Below are 12,031 nucleotides of genomic sequence, written 5' to 3' on the forward strand. Positions count from 1 at the left end.
TCACAGATCCCTGCGGTGCACGGCCGCCACCATGACGGCCACCGCTGCCACCGGCCACGCCGCGAACACGATCCACGCCTCGGTGACCGACACCGGGTACTTGCCCTGCGGGAAGCCCATCGAGGGATTCTCGATGAGGGCGTTCCACGCCGTGACCGGCATCGTGTTGCCGAGTTCCTTCACCCACCGGTACGTGTCGCCCTGGAGGAAGGCGGGGACGAGGATCAGCGTCACGAGGGACGTGACGATGCTGCCCGTGGCGTGCCGGACGAGCGCACCGACGGCCATGCCCACCAGCGCGCTCAACGGAACGAGCAGCGCGGACGCCACGACGGCCCGCAGCGCGCCCGGATCGCCGATCGACAGACCCCCGTGCTCGCGCAGGATCGCCTGCGTCACGCCGAACGAGGCCACGGAGACGACCGTGCCGAGCGCTGACATCACCACCGTCATGACGACCGCCTTGGCCAGCATCACCGCACGCCGGTCTGGGACGGCCGTGAACGTCGTCCGGATCAGGCCGCTGGTGTACTCGCCGAAGACCGTGAGAGCGCCCACGCTTCCCGCGACGACCATCAGGATCTGCCAGGCGGGGTCTACGAACGCGCTCGACAGGGTGTCGAACTCCGGTCCCTGCCCGGCCGGGACGGCCGGATCCGGACGCGAGAGCCAGCCGAGGTTGGACAGCGCGGAGTTCACGTTGATCCCGGTGACGGCCGGCGCACCCACCGCGAGGACCCAGTAGGTCGAGCGCAGCGACCACAGCTTGATCCACTCGGCGGCGACGAGGTGGCGGAAGCGGGCCCGGGGTTCGGCGGCCCCGGTGACGGCTGGGAGGGTGGCGGTCGTCATCGGGCGTCTCCCGCGAGGTATTCGACGCTGTCGGCGGTGAGTTCCATGAATGCCTCTTCCAGGGACGCGGAGCGGGTGGCGAGTTCGTGGAGCCGCATCCCGTGCCGGAAGGCGAGGTCCCCGATCCGGGGGGCGGGCAGGCCGGTGACGGTGAGGGCTTCGCCGTCCGCCTGGACGCAGGCGCCCTCGGCCGCCAGGAGCTCCGTCAGGGCGGGGGCGTCGGGCGTGCGGACCGTGACGCTCGGACGGGTGCCGCGGGCGGCGAAGGCGGTGACGCTCTCGGCGGCGATGAGTTCGCCGCGGCCGATGACGACGAGCTGGTCGGCGGTGTTCTCCATCTCGGACATGAGGTGACTGGACACGAAGACGGTGCGGCCCTCGGCGGCCAGGCGCCGGAAGAGCCCGCGTACCCACAACACCCCTTCCGGATCGAGGCCGTTGAGCGGCTCGTCGAAGAGCAGCACCGGCGGGTCGCCGAGCAGCGCGGTGGCGATCCCCAGGCGCTGCCGCATGCCGAGCGAGAAGCCGCCCACGCGCCGCCCCGCCACCTCGGTGAGGCCGACCTCGTGCAGCACCTCGGTCACCCGGCTCCGAGGGATGTCGTTGCAGCGGGCCAGCGCGCGCAGATGGGCACGGGCCGTGCGGCCGCCGTGCACATCGCCCGCGTCGAGGAGCGCGCCGACGTGGCGCAGGCCGCGCGGCCGGGTGGCGAAGGCACGGCCGTCGATGGTGGCGCTCCCGCCGCTGGGTCCGACCAGGCCGAGCAGCATCCGCAAGGTCGTCGTCTTGCCCGCGCCGTTCGGGCCGAGGAACCCGGTGACCTGACCCGGGCGCACGGTGAAACTCAGGTTGTGTACGGCGTTCTTGGTGCCGTACCGCTTCGTCAGTTCGTTGACTTCGATCACGCGGACCACGGTGCCGCGGGCCGGGGCCGCCCGGCATCGGGCCGTCGGCCACACCCGCCGCCGGCTCCGGTAGCCCCTGGGCGTACGACCGCGGGCCAATACCCCCGCGAGCGGCGCACGCATACGATCGGCGCATGGACGTCACACCAGGTCAGCAGCTGTCCGCGAAGGGCCGGAACAAGGGCAGCCGCAAGCTCGCCCCCGGGCGGCCGTGGCCTGCCGTACGCACGGGTCTGGCCTGGAGCGGGGCCGCTCTCTTCCCCGCCGTCACGTACGTCACGTTCTCCGACGGACAGCAGGGCTTCGACCTCCTGATGGTCCTCGCGTCGCTCGTGCTCGCGGCCGTGGTCGCCTCGCTGCTGCGCCGCCGTCCGCTTCCGGCCCTGACCTTGCTGCTCCTGGGCGGGGTCACCGCCACGATGGAGATGCGGACGGCGGAGGTCAGCTATCTGCAGGTCTTTGCCGGGGTCTGCGCCGTCGGCTATCTCGCGGCCGCCCGCCCGCGACGCACGTCGGTCACCGCCGCCCTCATGGCGTTCACGGCACAGATGGGCTCCCTCTTCGGCTTCCCGACCGACCAGGGCTGCCTTCCCGGCCGGTACGGGATGAATCACTGCCCGACCTCCGCGTGGGCCGCCAACAGCGGCCAGAGTGCCGTGCTCGTCACCGTCCTCCTCATCGCCGCCTGGATGGCGGGCAGTTCGGCCCGCGAGCGCCGCACGCACGCCGACGCGCTGCGCGCCCAGGCCACGGCCCGCGCCGTCACCGCCGAACGGCTGCGCATCGCAAGGGAGTTGCACGACATGATCGCGCACAGCATCGGCGTCATCGCCATCCAGGCGGGCGTGGGCAGCCGGGTCATCGACACCCAGCCCGCGGAGGCCCGCAACGCCCTCGCCACCATCGAGGCCACCAGCAGGGAGACCCTCGCCGGGCTGCGCAGGACTCTGGTCGCGCTGCGCAGGCCGGAGTCGGAGCCAGAAGCCGACGGCGGGCCGCCGGACCCGCCCCGCGACACGTCCGCGCCGCCGCCGCGCGACACCTCCGCGCCGCCCCGCGAACCCGCCCCCGGGCTCGCCGACGTCGACCGTCTCGCCGCTTCGGCGCGGGACGCCGGGGTCCACGCCGAGATCCGCAGGCGGGGGGAGCACGGTCCGCTGCCCGCCGACATCGACCTGGCCGCGTTCCGCATCCTGCAGGAGGCCCTCACCAATGTCGTACGGCACGCGGGGACGGACACCTGCCGGGTGACCGTCGAGCGGCGGGACGGCGAGCTGTCCCTGGAGATAGAGGACGACGGCCGGGGCGGCCTGCCAGCGGGCACCGGGTTCGGTCTCGTCGGCATGCGCGAGCGAGTCGCCCTGCTGCACGGCACATTCACCGCGGGGCCGCGCCCCGAGGGCGGGTTCCGGGTGACGGCCCTGCTGCCCCTGCCGCCGGTGGAGGTCCGATGACCGGGCCGGTGGTCAGGGTCGTCCTCGCCGACGACCAGCCCCTCGTCCGCGCGGGCCTGCGCGTCCTGATGGCCGACACCGCCGACATCGAGGTGGTGGGGGAGGCCGGGACGGGCACCGAGGCGGTCCGGCTGGCGCGGGACGTGCGCCCCGACGTCGTCGTCATGGACATCCGCATGCCCGGCATGGACGGCATCGAGGCCACCCGGCTGATCACGGCCGACGGCGGGTCGACACGCGTCCTCGTCCTCACCACCTTCGATGACGACGACTACGTGTACGGGGCGCTGCGCGCGGGCGCGAGCGGGTTCCTCGTCAAGGACATGGCGCTTGAGGACATCCTCGCGGCGATCCATGTGGTGGCCGCCGGGGACGGCCTGATCGCGCCGAGCGTCACCCGGCGCCTGATCGAGGAGTTCGCGGCGCGGCCCGAGTCCACGCCCGCGGTGCGCAGGACGGCCGGCGGCATCACCGACCGCGAGTGCGAGGTGCTGACGCTGGTGGGCCGTGGCCTGTCCAACTCGGAGATCGCGGCCGAGCTCGTCATCACCGTGGCCACGGTCAAGGCGCACGTGGCGCGGCTCTTCACCAAGCTCGACTCCCGTGACCGGGTCCAACTGGTCATCATCGCCTACGAGTTGGGGCTGGTGGAGCCTCCTCGGTAGGGGGCCGTGGGGGACTGTGCCAGTGATTGCTGGAAGTTTTACCGACGCGTAACTTCACACTTCTACGACCGGCCCCTAATTTGGCGTGTGCACGGCATCCTCGTGATCCGGATCACAGGGCTCATCCATCGCAACTCCCTTGAGCCGCAAGGAGATCACACGATGCTGCCCTGGAGACGAGCGCTCAGAGCGCTTGCCGCCGCCCTGCTCATGACGGGCGCGCTCACCCTCACCCCCGCCGCCACGGCGTCCGCCGCACCTGCCGCCACCGCCTCGTCGCGCGGCTGGAACGACTACGACTGCAAGCCGTCGGCCGCCCACCCCCGCCCCGTGGTCCTGGTCCATGGCACCTTCGGCAACTCCATCGACAACTGGCTCGTCCTGGCGCCCTACTTGGTGAGGCGCGGCTACTGCGTCTACTCCCTCGACTACGGCCAGCTGCCCGGAGTGCCGTTCTTCAACGGGCTCGGCCCGATCGACAAGTCGGCCGAGCAGCTCGACGGTTTCGTCGACAAGGTGCTCGCCTCGACGGGCGCCGCGAAGGCGGACCTCGTCGGCCACTCGCAGGGCGGCATGATGCCCCGCTACTACCTGAAGTTCCTCGGCGGCGCGCAGAAGGTGAACGCCCTGGTCGGACTCGCGCCCGACAACCACGGCACGACCCTGCTCGGCCTCACCAAGCTGCTGCCCTACTTCCCGGGCATCGAGGACCTGCTCACCACCAAGACCCCGAGCCTCGCCGACCAGGTGGCCGGATCACCGTTCCTGACCAAGCTCAACGAAGGCGGCGACACCGTCCCCGGCGTGCGCTACACCGTCATCGCCACCAAGTACGACGAGGTGGTCACCCCGTACCGCACGCAATTCCTGAACGGCCCCGGCGTGCGCAACGTGACCGTCCAGGACCTGTGCCCCGTCGACCTGTCGGAGCACGTGGCGATAGGGATCCTCGACCGGGTCGCGCACCACGAGGTCGCGAACGCGCTCGACCCGGCGCACGCGACACCGAGCACCTGCTTCTCCTGACGGCAGAGGGCCGCCGTCCTCCCCTGACGCACGGGAGGACGGCGGCCCGTCGATGCTCAGCCGGTTCAGCGGCCGTGGCGCGCCGTCCGGCGGCGGGCCGTGCCGAACATGGCCGCGGCACCGATGGCGAGCGCGGCGGCGCCGCCGATCGCGATGTACGGGGTGTTGCTGTCGCCGCCGGTCTCGGCGAGGTTCTCGTCGGCCGCAGCGACGGGCTTCTCGGCGCCGCCGTTCACCTCGGGCTGGTTGGCCGCGGCGTCGTCACCCGCCGCCGGGGCGGCCTCGGAGGCCTCGGCGCCCGTCTTGGCGTCGCTGTCGCCGTGGCCGTGGTGCTCGACGGTGGACTTCTCGGCGCCCGCGGCGATGTCCTTCTCGGAGGGCGCGGAGGCGGTCGGGGCCGGAGCCGCGGCGGCCTCGCCACCGCTGTCCTTGCCGAAGACGACGTCGGAGCAGGTGTAGAAGGCCTCGGGGGAGTCCGAGCGCTGCCAGACCGAGTAGATCAGGTGGCGGCCCGACTTGGCCGGGACCTTGCCGTCGAAGACGTAGTCGCCGTTCTCCATCTTGGGGTCGGCGACGTCGACGAACGGCTTCTCCTCCAGGTCCGACCACTTCAGGGGCTTGGTCGGGTCGTACGAGTCCTTCGTGATGTACAGCTCGAAGGAGCCCTTGTGCGGTGCGGTGCCCTTGTAGCGGAAGGTGTGGTTGCCGCCGGACATCTTGCTGGACGGCCAGTCGGCGCGCGGCAGGTCGAGGCCCTTGTACTTGTCGTTGCCCGCGCTGCAGAGCTTGCCGTCGGGGATGATCTCCTTCGACTTGCCCGCGGCGTTGGCGATGTTCACGCCGTTCCAGTCGTAGAAGGCCTGCGTGCCACTGGCCGCCACGGCCGCCTTGCAGGCAGCCGAGGTCGGCGACTCCGGGCCTTCCTGGAAGCACGCGGAGACACGGCTCACCGGGTCCGTCATCGAACCGTGCGCGGCGGCGGGGGCGGCCGACAGGGCGGTCAGGGCGAGCGGGGCGATCCCGGCGGCGGCGATCGCGGCGACCTTGCGACGTGCGGTCATGAGTGGTTCTCCTCAGCGGCGGTTCTGGGGGGTGGGGGACACGAGACGGTTGCGAACGGCCGGTGCCGCCCCCCGATTGCGTGCGGCGCCGACGGTTCGTAACCGGCCCGGCGACGAGAAAACTAGCCGCTGAAAACCCCGAATTCGCCTGCTGGGAGGGGGTGATGGCGATCTTTATGGTGGGGTTAAGGGAGCCCTCAGGCTCCGCTCAGGTCGTGCCCGAATTGCCCCAGGCGAGCGGTCCGGTCCCCTACCGCACCCACCGATACCGCCGCTCCGGCCGCCCCGTCCCCCCGTACTTCAGCGTCACCTCGACCCGCCCCGTGTCCGCGAAGAACTCCAGGTAGCGGCGCGCGCTGACCCGTGACAGTGCGCCCTCCTGCGCGCACTCCGAGGCGGAGAGGCCGCCCGGGTGCCCCCGCAGTGTCTGCTCGACCAGGTCCGCTGTGTGGGCCGCCAGGCCCTTCGGGAGTTCTCGGGAGCCGGGCGGGCGGGGGCCGAAGATCTGGTCGATGTCCTCCTGGCGCGCCTCGTCCAGGCCGTCCAGTCGGGCCCGCACCGCCGCCACGTGCAGCAACTGCTCCCGCAGCGCCGCCTGGTTGAACGGCTTGATCAGGTAGTGCAGCGCACCGGCCCGCAGCGCCGCCCGCACGATCTCCGCGTCCCGTGCCGCCGTGATGAACAGCGCGTCCAGCGGCTGCCGGTCCCGGTCGCGCTCCTCCACGGCACGCAACTCCCGTAGCACCGCGATGCCGTCCATATCGGGCAGATAGACGTCAAGGAGTACGAGATCGGGGCGCAGCCGCTCCACCGCGGCCAGCGCCTCCGTGCCGCTGTGCGCCACTCCCACCACCGAGAACCCGTCCACCGCGGACACATAACGGCTGTGCAGTTTGGCGACCATGAAGTCGTCGTCCACGACCAGCACCCTTGTCATCGCCGCAGGCTAAGGGCGCGACCACAACGACCACAACGTCCGTTGATTCCGGAAGAGAGACAGCTTCTTAACGCGCAGGCAACATGTGGGCCACCTCACAGGTATCCCCGTCCCCGCGGACGGCGGCCGGGTTCCCGCCCCCACGGGGAACCCGGCCGCAGCAACTCCCCAGCAATGACTACGTATCCCCGTTCCCCGTTTCCCCGTATCCCCAGCAATGACTACGTACCGACAGGTGGTGGCACACGTGCGTCTGCGCACACCCCTTGCCCTGCTCGGGGCCGCGCTGCTCGTGCTCGCAGGGCCGCCGCTGCTCTCGACGGGCAGCGACGCCGAGACCGGCACACAGATCCCCGGCCTGCGCCTCATGGTCCCCAACACGCCCGGCGGCGGCTACGACATCACCGCCCGCACCGCGGCGAAGAACGCCGAGGACGCAGGACTCACCCACAACATCGAGGTGTTCAACCTCCCCGGCGCAGGCGGCACCGTGGGCCTCAGCCGCCTCGTCGGCGAGCACGGCAACGGCAAGCTCGCCATGTCCATGGGCTTGGGCGTCGTGGGCGCCGCACGCTCCAACGACTCGCCCAAGACCCTCGCCGACACCACTCCCATCGCCCGCCTCACCGAAGAGCCGGACGTCGTCGTGGTCGCCAAGGACTCGCCGTACAAGGACATCAAGCAGCTGGTCACCGCCTGGAAGAAGAACCCGGGCAAACTCCCCGTCGGCGGCGGCTCCTCCCCGGGCGGCCCCGACCACCTCGCGCCCATGCTGATGGCGCGCGCCGCCGGGATCGACCCGAAGAAGGTCAATTACGTCCCCTTCGACGGCGGCGGCGAACTCCTCGCCTCGATCCTCGGCAAGAAGGTCGCCTTCGGCGTCTCGGGCGTCGGCGAGTACCTCGACCAGATCAAGTCGGGCGAGCTGCGGCTCCTCGCCACCACCGGGCCCAAGCGGGCCAAGGGCCTGGACGGGCCGACCCTCAAGGAGTCCGGCTACGACGTGGACTTCACCAACTGGCGCGGCATCGTCGCACCGCCCGGCCTCTCCGACGCGGAACGCAAGAAGCTCACCGGCCTGGTCAGGAAGCTGCACGACTCCCCTCAGTGGCGCAAGTCCCTCAAGACCAACGGCTGGGACGACGCCTTCCTCACCGGCGACAAGTTCGGTGACTTCCTGGCCGCCCAGGACAAGAGCGTGGTGTCCGTGCTGAAGGAGCTGGGACTGTGACGACGAGCACCGAAACCCCGCTGGACGAGCGCGGCGGCGGTCGCCGGTCCTGGCTGCGCGAAAACTCCGAACTCGGCGTGTGCGTCATGCTGTTGGCCCTCGGCATCCTCGTCCTCACCGACGCGCTCACCATGGACGTCGAGATCGCCCAGCGCGGCCCCATCGGCCCCAAGACGGTCCCGATCGCCGTGGGCGTCGGACTCCTCGTCGTCGCCGTGATCCTCGCGATCGACGTCCTGCGCGGCGGTCGCGGCGAAGCCGAGGGCGGCGAGGACATCGACCTGTCCGAACCCGCCGACTGGCGCACCGTGCTGCTCCTCGCCGGAGTCTTCCTCGGCGCCGCCGTCCTCATCGAACCGCTCGGCTTCCCCATCGCGGGCGCCCTGCTCTTCTGGGGCGCCGCGTACGCCCTCGGCAGCCGTCACCTCGACCGCGATCCGCTCATCGCGGCAGGGATCTCCCTCCTCACGTACGTCGTCTTCAACAACCTGCTCGGGGTGCCGCTCCCCGGCGGACCGCTGATGGGAGTGCTGTGACATGGACGCCTTCAACTCCCTGATGGACGGCTTCGGCACGGCCCTCACCCCCATGAACCTGCTCTGGGCCGCCGTCGGCGTGCTCCTGGGCACCGCGATCGGCGTCCTGCCCGGCATCGGCCCCGCGATGGCGGTGGCACTCCTGCTGCCCGTGACGTACGGCCTGGAGCCGACCGGCGCGTTCATCATGTTCGCGGGCATCTACTACGGGGCGATGTTCGGCGGCTCGACGACCTCCATCCTCCTGAACACCCCAGGTGAGAGCGCCGCGGTGGTGGCCGCCATGGAGGGCAACCCGATGGCCAAGGCGGGGCGCGGCGCTCAGGCGCTCGCGGCCGCCGCCATCGGGCACTTCGCGGGCGGCATCATCGGCACGATCCTCCTGGTGGCGCTCGCACCGACGGTCGCCGACCTCGCGGTCGACATCGGGGCGCCCGACTACTTCGCCATCATGGTCCTCGCGTTCATCGCGGTGACGTCCGTGCTCGGCTCCTCGCGCGTACGAGGACTCGCCTCGCTCCTCATCGGCCTCACCCTCGGCCTGGTCGGCCTCGACCAGATGACCGGACAGCAGCGCCTGACCTTCGGCTCGCTCCAACTCGCCGACGGCATCGACGTGGTGATCGTCGCGGTGGGCCTCTTCGCGATCGGCGAGGCCCTGTGGGTCGCGGCCCACCTGCGCCGCACCAGCGGCGAGGCGATCCCCGTCGGCCGCCCCTGGCTCGGCAAGGCCGACGTCAAGCGCACCTGGAAGTCCTGGCTGCGCGGTCCGCTCATCGGCTTCCCGTTCGGCGCGATCCCGGCCGGCGGGGCGGAGATCCCCACCTTCCTCTCGTACGTCACCGAGAAGCGCCTGTCCAAGCACAAGGACGAGTGGGGCAAGGGCGCGATCGAGGGAGTGGCGGGCCCCGAGTCGGCGTCATCGGCGTCGGCGGCCGGAACACTCGTCTCCATGCTGACCCTGGGGCTGCCCACGACAGCCGTGGCGGCCGTGATGCTCGCCGCCTTCCAGCAGTACGGCATCCAGCCGGGCCCGCTCCTCTTCGAACGCGAACCGGACCTGGTCTGGGGCCTGATCGCGTCCCTCTTCGTGGGCATGGTCCTGCTCCTGGCCCTGAACCTGCCCCTGGCCCCGGTCTGGGCGAAGCTCCTGCGCATCCCGAGGCCCTACCTCTACGCGGGCATCCTCTTCTTCGCGGCGGTGGGCGCGTACGCGGTCGGCGGCGAGGCCCTCGACCTGGTGATCCTGCTGATCATCGGCCTGATCGGCTTCGGCATGCGACGCTACGGCCTGCCGGTCCTGCCCGCGGTCATCGGCGTCATCCTCGGCCCGAACGCGGAACAACAGCTGCGCCGCGCCCTGCAGATCAGCGACGGAAGCGTCAGCGGCCTGTTCGACACGGCCTTCTCGATCACGGTGTACGTGATCATCGCGCTGATCGTGCTCTGGCCGCTCCTGAAGAAACTGCTGGTGCGGGGCAGGAGGACTGACGTAGACGTAAAGGCATGACAGCTGACATCCGCCTCGCCACCGCCGCCGACGTCCCCGCCGTGAAGGCGGTGACGGACGCCGCGTACCACCCCTACATCGAGCGCATCGGTGTCGTGCCCGTCCCCATGGAGGCGGACCACGCGGCGGAGGTGTCGGCCGGGCGGGTGTACGTCACCGGGGATCCGGTGGTGGGTGTCCTGGTCCTCGTCCCGCACGAGGACCATCTGTTCCTGGACAGCATCGCGGTCCACCCCGAGGCCGCGGGCCAAGGGGTGGGCCGCCGCCTGCTCACCTTCGTGGACGAGCGGGCGCGGGAGCTCGGTCTCCCCGAGATCAGGCTCTACACGAACGCGATGATGTGGGAGAACCAGAAGATCTACCCGAGATACGGCTACGAGATGGTGGAGCGCAGGGTGGACGGCCCGTACGACCGCTACCACTACAGGAAGACCCTCTAGCGGCTCGTGTCCCGCGCCTGCGGGCGCCGGCTCTCACCCGTCGGGCCACCAGGTCCGCTGGATGTCCTTGCGGACCTCCGGGCGCTCGCGGGGCCGGTCCTCGGATTCGTGCTTCTCCCGGATCTGCCGATTGGTGGGCTTACCGACGGTCTTGTGCACGGTCACACGGCGCATGGCTGCCTCCCTGTACTACCGATGTCCAAGGTGGGACGTCTGTAGACCTCCGCGGGGAGGGTTTCTCATCCGATTCGGATTGTCAGTGGCGAGTGTCACCATCGCCGGATGAGCATCGACTGGGACGCGCAGGCGGCCACCTTCGACGAAGAGCCGGACCACGGGCTGCGGGACGCGGAGGTGCGGGAGGCGTGGGCACAGCGCCTGGGGGACTGGTTGCCGAAGACCCCCGGCGACGTCCTTGACCTGGGCTGCGGCACCGGAAGCCTGTCCTTGCTCGCGGCCGAGCGGGGGCATCACGTCACGGCGGTGGACCTGTCGCCGAAGATGGTGGAACGGGCCCGCGAGAAGCTGTCGGGGCATGAGGCGGAAGTGCTGGTCGGTGACGCGTGGGAGCCGCCGGTGGAGGGGCGCCGGTTCGACGTGATCCTGGCCCGGCACGTGCTGTGGATGGTGCCGGACCCGGAAGCGACGCTGCGGCACTGGTGCGGGCTGCTGCGACGGGGCGGACGCCTGATCCTGATCGAGGGCGTGTGGGGCACGACGAACCCTTCCGGCGTCCCCGCGTCCCGCCTGATCAGCGCACTGACACCCATGGCAGGCCGCCTCCACTCCGAACGCCTTTCGGGCGACGAGCGGTTGTGGGGGAAGAGGGTGGAGGACGAGCGGTACGCGATCATGGCGCACGTCGCCGGTCCCCGCCGCCACAAGGAGGTGGTGGACGTCCACCTCATCCTGCGCCGCGGCGATGAGGTCCTCCTCGCCCGCCGCGCCAACACCGGTTACGGCGACGGCCTGTTCAACACCCCCTCCGGCCACGTGGAGCCCGGAGAGGACGTCCGTATGGCGGTGATCCGCGAGGCGAGGGAGGAGATCGGCATCGACCTCGCCCCCGAGGACGTGAGCGCCGAACTGGTCATCCAGCACCGGGGACCCGGTGGGAACCCCCGCATCGGCTGGTTCTTCGAGGCGACGTACGGCGCGGGCGGCGAACCGTTCAACGCGGAGCCGCACAAGTGCGACGACCTGAGCTGGCACAGGACGGACGCGCTGCCGGACGACATGGTGGCGTACTGCAGGGCAGGGCTCGAGGCATGGCGGGTGGGGGAGCGGTTCGTTCTGCACTGGCAGGAGGAGGGGGATGCGGTGGCGTACGAGGCGGGTGGGGCCGGGAGGGCGGTCGCTCTCGGGCCGCAGGCCGACGGCTGAGTTCTCCCGGTCGGCCGGGCCGGAAGCGTCC

At 71.0% G+C, this 12,031-nt stretch carries 13 protein-coding genes; 8 read left to right on the plus strand and 5 right to left on the minus strand.

What is annotated here, in order from left to right:
• Window positions 1–852, minus strand: coding sequence for an ABC transporter permease (locus AC07AG_RS31130; RefSeq protein WP_478759471.1), 852 nt, complete (start codon window positions 850–852; stop codon window positions 1–3).
• On the minus strand, window positions 849–1,757 hold the full coding sequence (locus AC07AG_RS31135; RefSeq protein WP_478759472.1) for an ABC transporter ATP-binding protein: 909 nt from the start codon (window positions 1,755–1,757) through the stop codon (window positions 849–851). Before AC07AG_RS31135 ends, AC07AG_RS31130 begins: the two co-directional genes overlap by 4 nt.
• Before the next feature lie 134 nt (window positions 1,758–1,891).
• On the opposite strand from AC07AG_RS31135, the gene AC07AG_RS31140 reads away from it, so the two are divergent.
• From AC07AG_RS31140 to AC07AG_RS31150, 3 genes are all read left to right on the plus strand, one after another.
• Window positions 1,892–3,211 carry a sensor histidine kinase gene (locus AC07AG_RS31140; RefSeq protein ID WP_478759473.1) on the plus strand — a complete coding sequence of 440 codons (1,320 nt, stop codon included), beginning with the start codon at window positions 1,892–1,894 and terminating at the stop codon, window positions 3,209–3,211.
• Entirely contained in the window at window positions 3,208–3,876 is a 669-nt protein-coding gene (locus tag AC07AG_RS31145; RefSeq protein WP_478759474.1) for a response regulator, read from the plus strand. Before AC07AG_RS31140 ends, AC07AG_RS31145 begins: the two co-directional genes overlap by 4 nt.
• A 162-nt stretch (window positions 3,877–4,038) precedes the next feature.
• A complete protein-coding gene (locus tag AC07AG_RS31150) occupies window positions 4,039–4,902 on the plus strand; it encodes an esterase/lipase family protein (RefSeq protein ID WP_478759475.1) in 864 nt (287 codons plus the stop codon).
• 65 nt (window positions 4,903–4,967) lie between these two features.
• Here the strand turns inward: AC07AG_RS31150 and AC07AG_RS31155 are convergent, their stop codons facing one another.
• On the minus strand, window positions 4,968–5,963 hold the full coding sequence (locus AC07AG_RS31155; RefSeq protein ID WP_478759476.1) for a lytic polysaccharide monooxygenase auxiliary activity family 9 protein: 996 nt from the start codon (window positions 5,961–5,963) through the stop codon (window positions 4,968–4,970).
• A 250-nt stretch (window positions 5,964–6,213) separates the two neighbouring features.
• Window positions 6,214–6,900, minus strand: coding sequence for a response regulator (locus AC07AG_RS31160; RefSeq protein ID WP_478759477.1), 687 nt, complete (start codon window positions 6,898–6,900; stop codon window positions 6,214–6,216).
• 247 nt (window positions 6,901–7,147) lie between these two features.
• Here AC07AG_RS31160 and AC07AG_RS31165 point away from each other — a divergent pair, with 247 nt between their 5' ends.
• The 4 genes from AC07AG_RS31165 to AC07AG_RS31180 are packed head-to-tail and all read left to right on the plus strand — an operon-like array spanning window position 7,148 to window position 10,617.
• Entirely contained in the window at window positions 7,148–8,131 is a 984-nt protein-coding gene (locus AC07AG_RS31165) for a Bug family tripartite tricarboxylate transporter substrate binding protein (protein WP_478759933.1), read from the plus strand.
• Window positions 8,128–8,667, plus strand: a complete 540-nt coding sequence (locus tag AC07AG_RS31170; protein ID WP_478759478.1) for a tripartite tricarboxylate transporter TctB family protein — start codon at window positions 8,128–8,130, stop codon at window positions 8,665–8,667. Before AC07AG_RS31165 ends, AC07AG_RS31170 begins: the two co-directional genes overlap by 4 nt.
• 1 nt (window position 8,668) lies before the next feature.
• A complete protein-coding gene (locus AC07AG_RS31175) occupies window positions 8,669–10,177 on the plus strand; it encodes a tripartite tricarboxylate transporter permease (protein WP_478759479.1) in 1,509 nt (502 codons plus the stop codon).
• A complete protein-coding gene (locus AC07AG_RS31180; RefSeq protein WP_478759480.1) occupies window positions 10,174–10,617 on the plus strand; it encodes a GNAT family N-acetyltransferase in 444 nt (147 codons plus the stop codon). The genes AC07AG_RS31175 and AC07AG_RS31180 overlap by 4 nt, the downstream gene beginning before the upstream one ends.
• A 33-nt stretch (window positions 10,618–10,650) precedes the next feature.
• Here AC07AG_RS31180 and AC07AG_RS31185 read toward each other — a convergent pair whose 3' ends face one another.
• Window positions 10,651–10,791 (minus strand): hypothetical protein, encoded by a 141-nt coding sequence (locus tag AC07AG_RS31185; RefSeq protein ID WP_478759481.1) that lies wholly within the window; start codon window positions 10,789–10,791, stop codon window positions 10,651–10,653.
• Window positions 10,792–10,899: 108 nt separating this feature from the next.
• On the opposite strand from AC07AG_RS31185, the gene AC07AG_RS31190 reads away from it, so the two are divergent.
• Entirely contained in the window at window positions 10,900–12,000 is a 1,101-nt protein-coding gene (locus tag AC07AG_RS31190) for a methyltransferase domain-containing protein (RefSeq protein WP_478759482.1), read from the plus strand.
• Window positions 12,001–12,031 lie beyond the last annotated feature (31 nt).

The organism is Streptomyces sp. NPDC044044, from assembly GCF_056434405.1.

What these genes read in the sequence shown, in the direction of transcription:
- AC07AG_RS31190 (WP_478759482.1), top strand. Translation starts at nt 10,900, where the DNA reads ATGAGCATCGACTGGGACGCGCAGGCGGCCACCTTCGACGAAGAGCCG.
- AC07AG_RS31130 (WP_478759471.1), bottom strand. Translation starts at nt 852, where the DNA reads ATGACGACCGCCACCCTCCCAGCCGTCACCGGGGCCGCCGAACCCCGG.
- AC07AG_RS31175 (WP_478759479.1), top strand. Translation starts at nt 8,669, where the DNA reads ATGGACGCCTTCAACTCCCTGATGGACGGCTTCGGCACGGCCCTCACC.
- AC07AG_RS31140 (WP_478759473.1), top strand. Translation starts at nt 1,892, where the DNA reads ATGGACGTCACACCAGGTCAGCAGCTGTCCGCGAAGGGCCGGAACAAG.
- AC07AG_RS31160 (WP_478759477.1), bottom strand. Translation starts at nt 6,900, where the DNA reads ATGACAAGGGTGCTGGTCGTGGACGACGACTTCATGGTCGCCAAACTG.
- AC07AG_RS31180 (WP_478759480.1), top strand. Translation starts at nt 10,174, where the DNA reads ATGACAGCTGACATCCGCCTCGCCACCGCCGCCGACGTCCCCGCCGTG.
- AC07AG_RS31145 (WP_478759474.1), top strand. Translation starts at nt 3,208, where the DNA reads ATGACCGGGCCGGTGGTCAGGGTCGTCCTCGCCGACGACCAGCCCCTC.
- AC07AG_RS31185 (WP_478759481.1), bottom strand. Translation starts at nt 10,791, where the DNA reads ATGCGCCGTGTGACCGTGCACAAGACCGTCGGTAAGCCCACCAATCGG.
- AC07AG_RS31150 (WP_478759475.1), top strand. Translation starts at nt 4,039, where the DNA reads ATGCTGCCCTGGAGACGAGCGCTCAGAGCGCTTGCCGCCGCCCTGCTC.
- AC07AG_RS31155 (WP_478759476.1), bottom strand. Translation starts at nt 5,963, where the DNA reads ATGACCGCACGTCGCAAGGTCGCCGCGATCGCCGCCGCCGGGATCGCC.